Consider the following 15,046-nt stretch of genomic DNA (forward strand, 5'->3'; position numbering starts at 1 on the left):
TGCCATGGCTTTCTTCCGTTCGCTCGGGACCGGTGCCCTGGTCGCGCGTGCCGTGCTCAGCTGGGTGAGCCGCGATCCGAACGCGGGCGGCCTGCGCCGGAGCAACTTCCAGGGCCGCACGGTCACCCTCGCGGGTGGTCCCGCGCTCGCCGCCGGTGCCACGATCGGCGCGGCCGGCGGGGCGCCGTCCAAGCGGCTCGCCGCCGCCGTGGTCACCGCCGGGGCGGTCAGCGGCGCGGTCGGCCTCTACGACGACATCGTCGGCAGCCGCCCCGACCAGAAAGCCGCCAAAGGTTTCGCCGGGCACCTCGGCGCGCTCCGCGAAGGCCGTGTGACCAGCGGACTCGTCAAGATCGGAGGGGTCGGCGCGGCCGGGCTGGTCGCCTCCGCGCTGATCGGCAGCCGCCGGAGCAGCGCGTTCGGCCGCGGCGTGGACGTGCTGATCGGCGCGGGCGTCATCGCCGGCGCGGCCAACCTGCTCAACCTGCTCGACCTGCGCCCCGGCCGCGCGCTCAAGGCCGGTCTCGTGCTCGGCGCGCCGCTCGCGGTCGGGCGCAACGCCGCCATGACCGCCGGCACGCTCGGCGCGAGCGCGGCCCTGCTCCCGGCCGACCTCGGCGAGGAGATCATGCTCGGCGACTCCGGGGCGAACGCGCTGGGCGCGCTGCTCGGCGTCGCGTACACCGCGCGGACCGGCACGTTCGGCCGCCTGGCGGCGCTGGCCGCCGTCGCGTCGCTCACCGCGGCCAGCGAGAAGGTCAGCTTCACCAAGGTCATCCAGGACACGCCGTGGCTGCGGCGCCTCGACGAGCTCGGCCGTCGTCCGGCGTGACCTCGGCGAACGACTCCGGCGCGGCCTCCGCAGCGCCGGTCGACCCGGGCACGCCGGCTTCGCCCGCGGCCACCTCCGGTCCGGCTCCGGCCGCCGGGTCCGATGCCGCCTCCGGTCCGGCTCCGGCCGCCGGGTCCGGTCAGAGCGAGGCCGCGGGTGGTGCCGCCGGGCGGTCCGCCGCCGGGTCCGCTTCTGGTGCGGCTTCCGACATTTCCCGTACGGCGGAGTGCCCCGCTCCCGCGTCGGTGCGGGACACGCCGCGGGAAGGGGCGGCGGCGCCCGGCCACACGGCGGTCAAGCTGGCCGGGGCCGCGGCGCTGATCACGGTGCTGACGATCCTGGCCCGGCTGGCCGGGTTCGGGCGCACGCTGGTCTTCTTCTACGCGGTCGGCGACGGTGGTCACGGCGGGCTGCCCGACCTGTACTTCGCCGCCAACACGGTCCCCAACATCGTCTTCGAGCTGGTCGCCGGTGGGGCCCTGGCCAGTCTCGTGGTGCCGCTGCTGGCCGGTGCGGTCGCCGACGGTGACCGGGCGCGCGTCGGCCGGATCACGTCGGCGCTGCTCACCTGGATGCTGGCGCTGACGGTCCCGCTGGCGATCGTGGTGGCGCTGGCGGCCGGCCCGATCACCGGGCTGCTGCACGGGATCCCGCCCGAGCATCAGCAGGTCGCGGCCCGGATGCTGCGGATCTTCGCGCCGCAGCTGCCGCTCTACGGGATCGGGATCGTGCTGACCGGCACCCTGCAGGCGCATCACCGTTTCGCCTGGCCGGTCATCGCGCCGCTGCTGTCGAGCCTGACCGTGATGGGCGCGTACCTCACGTATGCGCTGGTGGACGGTGCGCGTAGCGACTTCGCCGGCCTCACCCGGGCGGGCGAGCTGATCCTGTCCGCGGGCACCACGCTCGGCGTCGTGGTGCTGACTTTCTGCCTGCTCATCCCGCTGCGCACGCTGCGGTTGCGGCTGCGGCCGGGCTTCACGTTCCCGGGTGGCGAGGGGCGGCTGGCGGTCCGGCTCGGCTGGGCCGGTGCGGTCACGGTCGGCGCGCAGCAGGTGGTGGTCGCGCTCATCGTCACGCTCGGCGCGCAGCAGCTGGCCCGCTACAACGGTGCGCAGACCGTCTTCCTGCTGCCGTGGGCGGTCCTGGCGGTGCCCCTGGCCACCGCGGTGTACCCCAGGCTGGCCGACGCGGCGGTGCGGCGGGACGAGGACGCGTACGCGGGGGCGCTCTCCGGCACCGCCCGCTCGATCGTGCTGCTGGCCGGGCTGGGCATGGCCGCGCTGGCCGGGCTGGCCGTCCCGGCCGCGCACCTGATGAACGCGCGCGGCGCGGCCCCGGCGATCGTCGGCTTCGCGCCCGGGCTGCTCGGCTACGCGCTGTTCGCGCTGCTGTCCCGTGCGCTCTACGCCCGCGGTGCGACGGTCGCGGCGGCGGTCGCCTCCGGGGTGGGCTGGCTCTGCGCCGGGATCGCGGTCGTGATCGTGACGTCGACGACCGGGGGCGGGGCCGAACTGGCCGGGCTCGGACTGGCCAACGCGCTCGGCATGTCGGTAACCGGACTTCTGCTCGTGCTCGCCGTGCGCCGGCACGCCGGCCGGGCCGCGCTGGCCGGCCTGCTCCGCGCCGCCGTGGCCGCCGTGGTCGCGGCCGCCGTCGCCGGCCTGGCCGGGTGGGCGGTCGTGACCGGCATCGAGGGGCCGGTCCCGAGCATTCCGCGCAGCCTGGTCGAGGGTGTCCTGGGTGGGATCGTGGTCGCGGTGGTCTTCGTCGCGGTCGCGGTCGCCCTGGACCGGCGCGACCTGAGCCCGCTGGCCGCGACCCTGCGCCGCCGGCTCACCCGGTGATCCACCCGCCGCGCACACCGGGCGGGGCCGGCCGGGGAGTGCGGCCTGCCCCGCGTCGGAGCCGCGGTTGCCGGGCGTTGCCGGCAGTGCGGAACGTCGCAGGCGGCCCGGGCTGGCTCCGGGCGGTGCGCCGGCCGCGTGATAGACACCTGGAAGCCGGCCCGTTCGGCGGGGGTTGACCGACCCCGGAGAGCCGGCCGGACGGGTGGCGGGGACAGGTCAGGGTCGAGGGACGCGAGAAGCGCGTCGGGAGAGGGGTGGACCGCTCGTGAGCAGCGACGACGGGTGGCGCGGTTCGGTCGTGCTGGTGCTGGGATCCGCTACCGGCGGGACCGGCGGGCACGTCCTCTCGCTGGCCCGCGGACTGGTCGCGGCCGGTTGCCGGGTCCTGGTCTGCGGTCCGGCCGCCAACGACGAGCACTACGGGTTCACCGGCTCGGGGGTGGAGTACGCGCCGGTGGAGATCCCGGCCGACCCCGGGCCGCAGGACTCCGGGGCGATCCGGGCGTTGCGCCGGGCGATCGCCGGACGCGACGCCGCGGTGATCCACGCGCACGGACTTCGGGCGGCCTTCGTGGTGTCGCTCGCCCGCACCGGTGTCCCGCTGGTCGTGACCTGGCACAACGCCGTACTGGCGAAGGGTCTGAAAGGTCAGGCAGGGGCCCTGGTCGAACGCATCGTGGCCCGCAACGCCGCCCTGACGCTGGGGGCCTCGGAGGATCTCGTGCAGCGGGCGGTCGCGCTCGGCGCCCGGAACGCCCGGCTCGGGCCGGTCGCCGCACCCGAGATGCGGCCGCCGAAACGCACCCGGCAGGCGGTGCGGGCCGAGTTCCGGGTCAAGGGGGACACCCCGCTGATCCTGTCGGTCGGCCGGCTGCACCCGCAGAAGCACTACGACCTGCTGGTCGACGCGGCCGCCCGGTGGCGCGAGCTGGACCCGGCCCCGGTGGTCGTGGTGGCCGGCTCCGGGCCGAGCTACATGGGCCTGGCCCAGCAGGCGTCCCGCACGCACGCCCCGTTCCACCTGCTCGGGCATCGCAGCGACGTGCCCGACCTGCTGCTCGGCGCCGACCTGGCCGTGGTCACCAGCGACTGGGAGGCGCGGCAGCTGTTCGCCCAGGAGGCCCTGCGGGCCGGGGTGCCGCTGGTCACGACCGCAGTCGGCGGGCTGCCGGGGCTGGTCGGGGACGCGGCCGTGCTGATTCCGCCGCGCGATCTGGACGCGCTGGATCATGCCGTACGGGAAATTCTCTCCGACCGGGGGAAAAGAGCGGACCTGGCCGCCCGTGGTCCTCGGCAGGCAGCGACCTGGCCGGACGAGACCGCCGTGGTGAACGCCGTCCGAGCCGCCTATGCCGAGGTCAGCGCCTCGTGACCAGTCGTCTCGACCACATCCGGCGGGTTCGTCCGCCGGGCACCCCGCGGGGGCGCCGGGCCGCCGTCTGGGTGCCGTCGGTGCTCGTCGTGCTGATCGCGGTGGCCAGCCTGATCGGGCTCACGATCCGCCCGGACGGGCAGGACAAGCGGGGCACCGCCGACTACGTGGTGGTCGCCGCCGCGGCCGGCCTGCGCTGGGACGATCTCGACCCGCAGCGCACACCGGCACTGTGGGCGGAGGCGACCAAGGGCTCGACCGGCTGGCTGTCGGTGCGCTCGGCGCATCAGGTGACCTGCCCGGCCGACGGCTGGCTGACGCTGGGCGCGGGCAACTACGCGGCCTGGGACACCCGGGCCGTGACCGGCCGATGCCCGGCCGTCTCGCCCGAGGTGACCCGGCCGGACGCGATCGGTGCGAGCGTGACCGCGCAGAACACCGTGGTCCGCACGAACCAGGACCGGCTGCCCTACGGCACCACCCCGGGCGCCCTGGCCGAGTCGGTCCGGTGCACGGTCGCGGTCGGCCCGAACGCCGCGGTCGCCGCCGCCCGCCCGTTCGGCCGCGTCGACCAGTACGCCGAAGCCCTGCCGCCGGAACCGGCGAAACTGCTCTCCGAGTGCGTGCTGAGCATCGTCGACCTGGGCACGATCACCGGCACCGGCGCCGAACGGCAGGAAGCGGTCGCCGCCGCCGACCGGATCCTGGCCCGGGTCCTGGCCGCCCGCCCGGACCGGTCGACGATGCTGATCGCCGGGATCGCCGACACCGACACCACCTCCCGGCTGCACGTGGCGATCGCCGAGGGCGAGGGCTGGGACGGCGGCTGGCTGACCTCGGCCGGCACCGGCCGCGAAGGCTACCTGCAGCTCATCGACCTGGCCCCGACCGTGCTGGCGGTGCTCGGCAAGGCGCCGCCGGAGAAGCTTTTCGCCGGGTACGCGGCGACCGTCTCGGACGGCCGCACGGCCGACCCGGCCGCGGCGATGCAGGGGCGCAACAACGCCGACCAGCGCGCGATCGCCCAGCACGGCGTCGCGTCGATCTTCTTCGCGGTCCTGGCCGGGGTGCAGGTGCTGCTGTTCGCCGCGCTCGTGCCGGTGCTGATGCGCGCCCGCCGGCACGCCGGCCCGGCCGCTCCGCCGCTGCCCCCGCCCCGCCTGGTCGCCGTACTGGAGGCCGCCCTGGTCGCGGCCTCGCTGGCCATCCCGGCGGCCCTGGTGGCCGACGTGGCGCCGTGGTGGAACGCCGACCATCCGGCCTGGATGTTCGGCGGCGCCACGTTCGTCCTGATGATCCTCGGAACGCTGGCCGTGCGCCTCGGCCCGCGCTACCGGATGACGCTGTGGCCGATGGGCGCCACCGCCGCCCTCAGCGCCGTCGTCATCGTCGTGGACCTGCTGACCGGGGCCCGGCTGCAGCTCAACGGCGTCGCCGGCTACTCGGCCACGCACGGGGTGCGCTACGCCGGTCTGGGCAGCGTCGGCCTGGGCGTGTTCGTGGCGGCGTTGCTGCTCATGGCCGGCTGCCTGGCCCAGTGGGTCGGCAAGACGTGGCGGCCGGTGGTGCTGGTGCTGGTCGGCGGCCTCGGCGTGGTCATGGTCGGCAGCCCCTACCTGGGCGCCGACCCGGTCGGGGCGATCGCCGTGACCGCCGGGGTGTGCGTGGCCGCGGCGATGAGCTCCGGCGGCTGGCTGACCTTTCCGCGGGTGGCCTGGGCGGCCGTCGGCGCGATCACCGTGACCGCCAGCTTCGCCGCCTTCGACCTGCACCGGACCGCCCTGGAACAGGGCACCCTGGGCCGGTTCCTGACCGCGCTGGGCAGCGGCACGGCCGGGCCGGCCATGCAGCGCGCCGCCACCGCGAACGGTCAGGCCCTGCTGGACAGCCCGCTCAGCCTGCTGGCCCTGGCCGGTGCGCTGATGCTGGCGTTCGGCCAGTTCTCGCCGTGGGGTGGTCTCAACCGGGTCTACGGGCTGCACCCGGCCCTGCGCGCCGCCGTCGCCGGCACGGTGGTGGCGTCGATCACGGCCGGGATCTTCGGCGGCACCGCGCTCGGGGTGGCCGGTGCGGCCGCCGCCACCGCGGTCCCGGTGGCGCTGCTGACCGCCCTGCGGGTGTTGTTGCACGCGGCCGACCGCACCCCGCCGCCCGGCGTGACCGAGGGCCCGGGCGGCCCGTTGTTGCGCAAAGCCGACGACGACGAACTGACAGTGACCGAGCAAGCCGGCTGACACGCACGCCGACCAGCCCGAACGTGGCAGGCCCGGCAAACAGTGTTACGGTGAACTCCCGTGGATGGGGCGATGAAGCCCCGGTCTGCATCTTCACCTGACAGGCGACCACGGGAGCGGGCCTTGGCCTCAACAGTGCGCGACACTCGGCACATCTTCGTCACCGGGGGCGTCGCCTCCTCGCTGGGCAAGGGCCTCACCGCCTCCAGTCTCGGCAATCTGCTCACCGCCCGCGGTCTTCGCGTCGTGATGCAGAAGCTCGACCCCTACCTGAACGTCGACCCGGGAACGATGAACCCGTTCCAGCACGGTGAGGTCTTCGTCACCGAGGACGGCGCCGAGACCGACCTCGACGTCGGGCACTACGAGCGCTTCCTGGACCGGGACCTGTCCGGCAAGGCGAACGTGACGACCGGCCAGGTCTACTCGGCCGTCATCGCCCGGGAACGGCGCGGCGAATACCTGGGCGACACCGTCCAGGTGATCCCGCACATCACCAACGAGATCAAGAGCCGGATCTTCGCGATGGCCGACCCGGACGAGAACGGCCTGGTCCCCGACGTGGTGATCACCGAGGTCGGCGGCACCGTCGGCGACATGGAGTCGCTGCCGTTCCTGGAGGCGATCCGTCAGGTCCGCCACGAGGTCGGCCGGGACCACGTGTTCTACCTGCACGTGTCGCTGGTGCCGTACCTCGCCCCGTCCGGGGAGCTGAAGACCAAGCCGACCCAGCACTCGGTGGCCGCGCTGCGCAACATCGGTATCCAGCCGGACGCGTTGATCTGCCGCAGCGACCGGGAGATCCCGGCCAAGATGAAGGAGAAGCTGGCCCTCTACACCGACGTGGACGTCGAGGCGGTCATCGGCTGCCCGGACGCGCCCAGCATCTACGACATCCCGAAGGTGCTGCACGACGGTGGGCTGGACGCGTACGTCGTACGCCGTCTGGGCCTGTCGTTCCGCGACGTGAACTGGAAGACCTGGAACGACCTGCTGGAACGCGTGCACCACCCGAAGCGGACGATCACCGTCGCGCTCGTCGGCAAGTACGTGGACCTGCCCGACGCCTACCTGTCGGTCACCGAGGCGATCCGCGCGGCCGGCTTCGGCAACACCGTGAAGATCCAGATCCGGTGGGTGCCGAGCGACAGCTGCGAGACCCCGGCCGGCGCCGCCACCGCGCTCAAGGGCGTCGACGGCATCGTGATCCCCGGCGGCTTCGGGGTGCGCGGCATCGAGGGCAAGGTCAACACGTCGCGGTACGCCCGGGAGAACGGCATCCCGATCCTCGGCCTCTGCCTCGGCCTGCAGTGCATGACCATCGACGCCGCCCGCAACCTGGCCGGACTGACCGGGGCCAACTCGCTGGAGTTCGACGAGACCGCGGCCTACCCGGTGATCTCGACCATGGCCGACCAGGAGGACATCGTCGCCGGTAAGGGCGACATGGGCGGGACCATGCGGCTGGGGGCGTACCCGGCCGCGCTCAAGGAGGACTCGATCGTCGCCGAGGTTTATGGCGCGACCGAGATCTCCGAGCGGCACCGGCACCGCTACGAGGTGAACAACGACTACCGGGACAAGCTGGCGCAGGCCGGCCTGATCTTCTCCGGCACCTCGCCGGACGGCCGCCTGGTGGAGTTCATCGAGCTGGACCGGGCCGTGCACCCGTACTTCGTGGCGACCCAGGCGCACCCGGAGCTGAAGAGCCGGCCGACGCGGCCGCACCCGCTCTTCGACGGCCTGGTCAAGGCCGCCGTGGTCTACAACGCGGCCGACGAGCTGCCGGTCGAGGCCGCCTCCGAGCCGGTCGAGGCATCCTGATGGGCCGCGCCGTCATGAGTCGCGCTCAGGGGACGGCCGGGGTCTCTTGATGGCGTTCGAGCACGAGACCGTCGGCACGACCGAGCAGTACCGCGGGGCGATCTTCGACGTGGTCACCGACGAGGTGACCATGTCCGACGGCGGCACCGCCAAGCGCGACGTGGTCCGCAACCGGGGCGCGGTCGTGGTGGTCGCGCTCGACGAGGACGGCCGGGTCGTGCTGATCAAGCAGTACCGGCATCCGCTCGGCCGGCGGATCTGGGAACTCCCGGCCGGGCTGCGCGACATCGACGGCGAGGAGCCGGCGCTGGCCGCGGCCCGCGAACTGGCCGAGGAGGCCGACCTTGTCGCCGGGCGGATGGAGAAGCTGGTCGAGGTGCACACCTCGCCCGGCTTCAGCACCGAGCACGTGCTGATCTACCTGGCCCGGGACCTCTCGCCGGTGCCGGACGCGGACCGTTTCGCCCGGCACGACGAGGAGGCCGACCTCGAGGTCACCCGGGTCGGCCTCGACGAGGCGATCGCGATGATCTTCCGCGGGGAGATCACGAACGCGGCCGCCGTGGCCGGCCTGCTGGCCGCCGCCCGGACCGTCTAGGTCCTACTCCGCCGCCGGGCAGGACGCGCCCGGCGGCGGGACCGTCAGGTCGATCAGGTAGCGGTCCACCACTGCGGTCATGCAGGCGCTGCGCTGGTAGGACCCGTGGCCCCAGCCCTGATAGGTGACCAGCCGGCCGCTGCGGCCCAGCTCGGCGGCCACGTGCTGAGCCCACGGGTAGGCCGTCCGCGGGTCGTGCACCGCGTTGATCAACAGCAGCGGGACGTGGGTGCGGACCGCCAGCCGGTGCGGCGGATTCGCGATCGGTTTCGGCCACCCCAGGCACGTCGAGATGGCCAGCATCCCGGCGCCGTACCGCACGTCCGGCGCTGCTTCGGCCGCGACCTTCAAGACTTTCGCGTACGACCGGAAGTCGCGCACCCCGGCCGGGAAGTCCCCGCAGAAGATCCCCGACGCCACGTCCAGGTTCGGCGCGGACGGCACGTAACCACCGTCCAGCGCCTTGATCACCTGGGCGAAGTCGGACCAGCGCGGAGTCTGCAGGAACCCCAGCGGCGCCGAGGCGATCTCGAACGAGTTCCGCGGCGAATACCCACCGGCGTCCGCGCGCTGCAGGATCGACCGCCAGGTGGCCCGGACGTCGGTGCCGTGCAGCACGCACTCGGTCGTGGTGACCCGCCCGCACCAGGCCACGAACTCGTCGAACGAATCCTGCAGAGCCGCCGCCTCGGTGCGGACGAAATCGGTCACCGGCAGGTCGTGGTCGAACACGCTCTCCAGCACGATCGCGCGAACCCGGTCGGGGAACTGCTCGGCGTACATCTGGCCCAGCAACGTCCCGTAGGAACTGCCGTGGAAGGTCAGCTTCCGCTCGCCGAGGGCCTGGCGCAGCGCGTCCAGATCCCGCGCGAGCGTCACCGAGGCGGCGTGCTCGAAGACCGGGCTGGTCGCGGCGCACTGCGCCCAGTAGGCCCGGTTGGCGGTCACGGTCGCGTCGAAGCCGGCCTGGTCCCGCAGGATGACCGGCGGGCGATCGGCCGACGGCGTGCAGGTCGGCGCGGCCGTCCGGTGAACCGTGCGGGGATCGAAACTCACCAGGTCGAACCGGTCCAGCTGCTCGTCGCTGAACCGATCGCCCTTACGCATCCGCTCCACACCGGAGTCGATCGGCCCGCCCGGCCCGAAGACGAGCGTCCCCACCCGGCGGCCGGCATCCCGGGCGATCCGCTTCTCCACCGCCATCCCGAACGTCGGGCCGTGCGGATCCGCCCAGTCCACGGGCAGGGTCAGGGTCGCGCAGACCTCGTTCTCATCCGGGGGGAAACCCGGCACGTCGTCGACGCACTCACCCCAGTCGAGACCGGGCGCCTGGTGGGTCACGCCGGTCGGGGCGATGCTCAGGGCGAGCGCGGTGATCAGGGCGACCAGGCGCATGGCGACTCCTCGGGTCCAGTGACGCTGACCGATTCATCGTTCTCCGCCCACGTCCCCGGGCCCATCGGGATCGTCCCCTAATGCGTCCCCTAGATCCGCTCCAGCCGCCCGGCGATGGTCCGTGCACATGGCGAAACGGCATGGACGGGATTTACGTACTTCCGTAAGTTCGTCTTCATGAGTGATGACCTGAGCGAACGCCTCGCCGCCCTGGAACGTGTTGTTGCCGACCTGGTCGAGCAGGCCGCGAAACCCGCCCCCGAGCCCCCCGCCGACGTCGCGCACGCGGAGACCTTCTGGGCCCTGGAAGGCCTGCGCGCCAAGGTCGCCGACACCACCGGCGGTGTCCTGTTCACCGGCACGGTCGATCTGCCGACCGGGGAGCACTACGACTGGCAGTACGGCCGGATGCTCGACGACCTCCTGGAGATCGATTGGACCGAGGCGGCGCCGGTGCTGGCCGCTCTCGGCCATCCGGTCCGGTTGCGGTTGCTTCAAAAGATCATTTCGGGTACGCGGGCCGCCGCCGACCTGGCCGAGGATGCCGAGCTGGGCACGACCGGGCAGGTCTACCACCATCTGCGCCAGCTCGTGTCGGCCGGCTGGCTGCGCACGGTGGGCCGCGGGCAGTACACGATCCCGGGTGAAAGGGTCGTGCCCCTTCTCGTGATCCTGGCCGCAACCAGATAGACCATCATTGATCATTCGGTCGTTCGGTGATCCGATGGACCTCGATGACCGATTCACGAGTTTCAATCGGGAAGATCCTTCCACCGGCCGGCCTGCCCCGGATGCTCGCGGTGCAGAGCGCCCTCTGGGGTGTCGGCGTCGGCGCGTTCCTGGCCGGCAGTGTCGTCTTCTACAGCCTGTACGTCGGGTTGTCCCCGGCCCGGATCGGCATCGGCCTGTCCGTGGCCGGTTTCACGGCGGTGATCGGTTCGATGCCGCTGGGTCATCTGGCCGACGTGCTGGGCGGGCGCCGGGCCTGGGCGTTCGGTTCGGCGGCCCGGGCGGTGGCGTTCGCGGCCTACCCGCTGGCCCACAGTTTCTGGCCGTTTCTGCTGCTGATGGTCGTGCAGACGGCCGCCGACACGCTGTCGATCGGCGGGCGGGTGGTCTACACCGCGGCCGCGGTGACGCCGGAGAGCCGGGTGCGGGTGATGGCGTTCAGCCGGGCGTACCTCAACGTGGGCTGGACCGTGGGCGCGGGTCTCGGGGCCGGCGCGCTGGCGCTGGACTCCCGGCCGGGGCTGCTGATCCTGACGTTCACGGCGAGTGCGGTGTCGGCGGTCAACGCGATCTGTGTGGCGCGGATGCCGACGGTCGCGCCGGCCGCGGCCGGGGACGGCCCACGGCCCGGGCCGTGGACGGTGTTGCGGGACCTGCCGTACGCGATGGGGTCGGTGCTTTATGGGTTTTTGTGGTTGCACGCGATCCTCTGGACCGATGTGCTGCAGCTCTGGGTGATCACCCGGACCGATGTGCCGAAACCGGTGCTGGGCGGCCTGGTCGCGTTGAACACCGTGCTGGCGGTGGCCTTCCAGGTGCGGGCGACCCGCGGCGCCGCGAGCATGCCGGGGGTGATCCGGCTGACCCGGGCGGCGGCGCTGAGCGCGGCGGTCGCCTGCCCGATCGCCGCCGCGACCGGATCGACCCGTGGCTGGCCGGCGGTCGCCCTGCTGTTCCTGGCGGTCCTGCTGTTCACCGCCACCGAGCTGTGGGCCTCCGCGTCCCAGTGGTATCTGCAGGTGGAGGTTCCGCCGGCCGCGCGGCGCGGGGTCTACGCCGGCCTGGACCGTTCGGTGCAGGGGGTGGCCCGGATGGCCGGGCCGGCCGGGCTGACCTTCCTGGTGATCGGTTCCGGCGGCTGGGGCTGGTGGGTGATCGGCGCCGGGTTCGCCGCGTGTGCGCTGGCCGCGCGCCCGGTGCTGGCCTGGATCGAACGCACCCCGCGGGCCGCCGAGCGGCTCAGACTGTGACGGCCAGCTTCCCGCCGGTGTGACCGCCGCCGACCAGCCGGACCGCCTCGGCCGCGGCGGACAGCGGGAACACCCGCTCGACGGCCGGGCGCAGCGTGCCCGACTCGATCAGCTCGGCCAGCGCCCGCAGGTCGTCCGCGTTCTCCTTGGCGATCATCCCGACCAGGCGCTGCCCACTGACCAGGGAGGCCAGCGGCGCGGCGATCCAGGCCCGGCTCATGCCGCCGAGCAGGGCCGTGCCCCGGGCCTCGCCGCCGATCAGCACCAGCGTGCCGCGCGGGGTGAGCGCCCGGCGCAGCAGCGACAGGCGGCGGCTGCCGGCGATGTCGACGATCACGTCGAAGACCGGGCCGCGGGCGTCGACCTCCTCGGTCCGGTAGTCGAGCACGTCGGTCGCGCCGAGCGAGCGGACCAGGTCGGCCTTGGCCGCGCCGCACACCCCGGTCACCTCGGCACCGGCCGCGGCGGCCAGCTGGACCGCGTACGACCCGACGCCGCCACCGGCGCCGATCACCAGGACCCGCAGGCCGGGGCCGACCCGGCCGGCGTCGCGGATCGCCTGCAGCGCCGTGGTGCCGGAGACCGGGACGACCGCGGCCTGCTCGAACGAGAGGTTGGCCGGTTTGGCGGCGATCCGGGCGGCCGGGGCCGTCGCATACTCGGCGAAGGAACCGGTGGAGGTGGTGCCGTAGACCTCGTCACCGGGCCGGAAGCCGGTCACCCCCTCGCCGGCCTGCTCGACGACGCCGGCCAGGTCGCGGCCGCGCACCCGGACCTTGGGCACGCGCAGGCCGGTGACCGGGCGCATGGCCCACGGCCGGCCGGTCATCATGTGCCACACGCCGGGGTCGACCCCGGCGGCGACGACCCGGATGAGGACCTCACCGGGTTGCGGTACGGGCGGGTCGACGTCGCCGACTCGGAGCACGTCGGCCTCGCCGTAGACGTCCTGAACGACAGCTCTCATACGACCGACGGTATGGACGCGCGGCAACCGGGACTTTTCGTCCGGGGTGGGTAGTACGTTCAGCGGCGGCATCGAACGATGGAGGAGGAGACATGGGTTTTCCGAGGCTGCAGTCGGTCGTGCTGGACACTCCGGACGCGCGCGGCCTGGCCGAGTTCTACCGGCGCCTGCTCGGGTTGGAGTATCGGCCCGGCGACGAGCCGCCCGCCCCGGGGCAGGACGACGAGAAGGGCCGCGACTGGCTCGTGCTCGTCGGTGACGGCGGGGTCCGGCTGGCGTTCCAGCAGGAGCCGGGGTTGAAGCCGACCACCTGGCCCGGCGGCGAGATCCCGCAGCAGTTGCACCTGGACACGTCCGTCCCGTCCGTCGAGGAGCTGAACCGGCAGCACGAGCGGGCCCTGAGCCTGGGCGCGACGCTGCGTTTCGACCGCAGCGACGACCCGGAGGAGCCGCTGCGCGTCTACGCCGACCCGGCCGGGCACACATTTTGTGTGTTCGTGGGTGAGTGAAGGGCGCCGGATCCTGTAGCGGGGCGGCTTCGCACGGTAACTTGTCCATCGTGGACCTTGTGTCGATGATCGCCGATGAGCGCCGCCGCATGGCCGAACTCGTCGAGACGCTCAAGCCGAGCCAGCTGTACACGAACAGTCTGTGCGAGGCCTGGACCGTGCACGAGGTCGCCGCCCACCTGTGCGCCCCGTGGATCTTCGGCGCGCGCCGGATCGTGCCGGCCGTCGTCCGGCACGGTTTCCGGGTGCACCGGGCCAACGCCGAGCTGGTCCGTGACCTGGCCACCGACCTGACCGCCGACGAGATCGCGCTGCAGCTGCGGATGAACGCCGAGTTCCTCTTCAACCCGCGCGTCGTCGACCCGCTGGGGCAGCTCACCGACCTGCAGGTGCACGGTCAGGACATCTGCCGGCCGCTCGGGCTGACCCGCGATCTGGTCCCGGAGCGGATGCTGCTGTCACTGGAATTCCTGCTCGGGCCGAAGGCGCGCGGCTCGTTCGTGCCGCGCGGCCGGCTCGACGGCCTGCGCTTCCTGGCCGAGGACCTGGACTGGGAGGGCGGGCAGGGTCTGCTCACCGTCCGAGGTCGTGGCGAGGCGGTGCTGCTCGCGGTGACCGGCCGCCCGGTGGTGCTGGACGAGCTGACCGGAAGTGGCGTGGCCGCGCTGCGAGCGCGCCTCAGCGCTTGATCGCGACCCCACCCGACATCTGCACGTGCAGGTCGTCCACCCCGGCCGCGGCCGCGTCGGGCCGCCACCGGTGCACCAGCTGCACACCGGGCTCGACCAGCTCCAGGCCGCGGAACAGGTCGGTCACCTCGGCGTCGGTGCGCGGCTTGGCCGCGATGCCCCGCGCCGTGTACGCCTTGGCGCCCTGCACGGCCTGCTCGTTGTGCGCGGTCACGGTCGAGATGGCCAGCGCGCTGCCCGGTGCGAGCGGCGCCATCAGCGTGTCGATGATCCGGTGCGCCTCGTCCTCGTCGGTGACGAACTGCAGGATGGCGATCAGGCAGATGGCGATCGGGCGGCTGAGGTCCAACGCCCGTACCTCGGAAGCCTGAATGATTTTCTCGACGTCACGCAGATCGGCGTCGAGGTAGGCGGTGGAGCCCTCCGGGGTGGAGGTGAGCAGCGCCCGCGCGTGCACGAGCACGATCGGATCGTTGTCGGCGTAGACCACCCGGGCCGCCGGGTCGACGCCCTGGACGACCTCGTGCAGGTTGGGCGAGGTGGGCAGCCCGGCGCCGATGTCCACGAACTGGCGGATGCCCAGGTCGGCGGCGAGGTAACGGGCCGCGCGGGCGAGGTAGTTACGGTTGGCCCGCATGGAGATCGGCAGGCTGGGGGAGGCCTTCACGATCTCGCCGGCGGCGGCGCGGTCGGCCGCGAAGTTGTCCTTGCCGCCCAGCAGGTAGTCGTAGATGCGGGCGGAGTGCGGAACGTCGGTGTTGAGATCAACAGCCATGCGTGCAATGTAGTCGAACAGA

Annotated in this window: 13 protein-coding genes; 10 read left to right on the forward strand and 3 right to left on the reverse strand. The window is 73.1% G+C overall.

The window, feature by feature from the left end; translation table 11 throughout:
* Positions 1-4 precede the first annotated feature (4 nt).
* From ACSHV8_RS00085 to ACSHV8_RS00110, 6 genes are all read left to right on the forward strand, one after another.
* Positions 5-832 (forward strand): hypothetical protein, encoded by an 828-nt coding sequence (locus ACSHV8_RS00085; RefSeq protein ID WP_436528119.1) that lies wholly within the window; start codon positions 5-7, stop codon positions 830-832.
* The gene (gene murJ / locus ACSHV8_RS00090) at positions 829-2,679 is read left to right on the forward strand and encodes a murein biosynthesis integral membrane protein MurJ (RefSeq protein WP_436528121.1); all 1,851 of its coding nucleotides are present in this window, start codon (positions 829-831) and stop codon (positions 2,677-2,679) included. The genes ACSHV8_RS00085 and murJ overlap by 4 nt, the downstream gene beginning before the upstream one ends.
* 268 nt (positions 2,680-2,947) lie before the next feature.
* A complete protein-coding gene (locus tag ACSHV8_RS00095) occupies positions 2,948-4,054 on the forward strand; it encodes a glycosyltransferase family 4 protein (RefSeq protein WP_436528123.1) in 1,107 nt (368 codons plus the stop codon).
* Positions 4,051-6,288, forward strand: a complete 2,238-nt coding sequence (locus ACSHV8_RS00100) for a hypothetical protein (RefSeq protein WP_436528125.1) — start codon at positions 4,051-4,053, stop codon at positions 6,286-6,288. The genes ACSHV8_RS00095 and ACSHV8_RS00100 overlap by 4 nt, the downstream gene beginning before the upstream one ends.
* 123 nt (positions 6,289-6,411) lie before the next feature.
* Complete coding sequence (locus tag ACSHV8_RS00105) at positions 6,412-8,112, forward strand: CTP synthase (RefSeq protein WP_436528126.1); 1,701 nt, start codon at positions 6,412-6,414, stop codon at positions 8,110-8,112.
* Between the two features lie 49 nt (positions 8,113-8,161).
* Entirely contained in the window at positions 8,162-8,710 is a 549-nt protein-coding gene (locus ACSHV8_RS00110) for an NUDIX domain-containing protein (RefSeq protein ID WP_436528128.1), read from the forward strand.
* A gap of 3 nt (positions 8,711-8,713) precedes the next feature.
* On the opposite strand, the gene ACSHV8_RS00115 is transcribed toward ACSHV8_RS00110, so the two are convergent.
* Positions 8,714-10,105 (reverse strand): alpha/beta hydrolase, encoded by a 1,392-nt coding sequence (locus ACSHV8_RS00115; protein WP_436528129.1) that lies wholly within the window; start codon positions 10,103-10,105, stop codon positions 8,714-8,716.
* Between the two features lie 177 nt (positions 10,106-10,282).
* On the opposite strand from ACSHV8_RS00115, the gene ACSHV8_RS00120 reads away from it, so the two are divergent.
* The gene (locus ACSHV8_RS00120; RefSeq protein ID WP_436528131.1) at positions 10,283-10,795 is read left to right on the forward strand and encodes a helix-turn-helix domain-containing protein; all 513 of its coding nucleotides are present in this window, start codon (positions 10,283-10,285) and stop codon (positions 10,793-10,795) included.
* Between the two features lie 44 nt (positions 10,796-10,839).
* On the forward strand, positions 10,840-12,084 hold the full coding sequence (locus ACSHV8_RS00125; protein ID WP_436528133.1) for an MFS transporter: 1,245 nt from the start codon (positions 10,840-10,842) through the stop codon (positions 12,082-12,084).
* On the opposite strand, the gene ACSHV8_RS00130 is transcribed toward ACSHV8_RS00125, so the two are convergent.
* A complete protein-coding gene (locus tag ACSHV8_RS00130) occupies positions 12,074-13,051 on the reverse strand; it encodes an NAD(P)-dependent alcohol dehydrogenase (protein ID WP_436528135.1) in 978 nt (325 codons plus the stop codon). The two genes, ACSHV8_RS00125 and ACSHV8_RS00130, sit on opposite strands and share 11 nt — an antisense overlap.
* A gap of 92 nt (positions 13,052-13,143) precedes the next feature.
* On the opposite strand from ACSHV8_RS00130, the gene ACSHV8_RS00135 reads away from it, so the two are divergent.
* Both ACSHV8_RS00135 and ACSHV8_RS00140 read left to right on the forward strand, forming a co-directional pair.
* A complete protein-coding gene (locus ACSHV8_RS00135) occupies positions 13,144-13,560 on the forward strand; it encodes a VOC family protein (RefSeq protein WP_436528136.1) in 417 nt (138 codons plus the stop codon).
* Between the two features lie 50 nt (positions 13,561-13,610).
* Complete coding sequence (locus ACSHV8_RS00140; protein ID WP_436528138.1) at positions 13,611-14,249, forward strand: maleylpyruvate isomerase family mycothiol-dependent enzyme; 639 nt, start codon at positions 13,611-13,613, stop codon at positions 14,247-14,249.
* On the opposite strand, the gene ACSHV8_RS00145 is transcribed toward ACSHV8_RS00140, so the two are convergent.
* Positions 14,239-15,024 carry an SAM-dependent methyltransferase gene (locus tag ACSHV8_RS00145; protein WP_436528140.1) on the reverse strand — a complete coding sequence of 262 codons (786 nt, stop codon included), beginning with the start codon at positions 15,022-15,024 and terminating at the stop codon, positions 14,239-14,241. The genes ACSHV8_RS00140 and ACSHV8_RS00145 overlap by 11 nt on opposite strands.
* Between the last annotated feature and the right edge of the window lie 22 nt (positions 15,025-15,046).

This window comes from Actinoplanes sp. HUAS TT8 (genome assembly GCF_051380535.1).
Lineage (GTDB): Bacteria > Actinomycetota > Actinomycetes > Mycobacteriales > Micromonosporaceae > Actinoplanes.

Excerpts from the sequence above, each read along its gene's own strand:
- ACSHV8_RS00110 (WP_436528128.1), top strand. The coding sequence starts at position 8,162 with ATGGCGTTCGAGCACGAGACCGTCGGCACGACCGAGCAGTACCGCGGG.
- ACSHV8_RS00145 (WP_436528140.1), bottom strand. The coding sequence starts at position 15,024 with ATGGCTGTTGATCTCAACACCGACGTTCCGCACTCCGCCCGCATCTAC.
- ACSHV8_RS00115 (WP_436528129.1), bottom strand. The coding sequence starts at position 10,105 with ATGCGCCTGGTCGCCCTGATCACCGCGCTCGCCCTGAGCATCGCCCCG.
- ACSHV8_RS00085 (WP_436528119.1), top strand. The coding sequence starts at position 5 with ATGGCTTTCTTCCGTTCGCTCGGGACCGGTGCCCTGGTCGCGCGTGCC.
- ACSHV8_RS00130 (WP_436528135.1), bottom strand. The coding sequence starts at position 13,051 with ATGAGAGCTGTCGTTCAGGACGTCTACGGCGAGGCCGACGTGCTCCGA.
- ACSHV8_RS00125 (WP_436528133.1), top strand. The coding sequence starts at position 10,840 with ATGACCGATTCACGAGTTTCAATCGGGAAGATCCTTCCACCGGCCGGC.
- ACSHV8_RS00120 (WP_436528131.1), top strand. The coding sequence starts at position 10,283 with ATGAGTGATGACCTGAGCGAACGCCTCGCCGCCCTGGAACGTGTTGTT.
- ACSHV8_RS00135 (WP_436528136.1), top strand. The coding sequence starts at position 13,144 with ATGGGTTTTCCGAGGCTGCAGTCGGTCGTGCTGGACACTCCGGACGCG.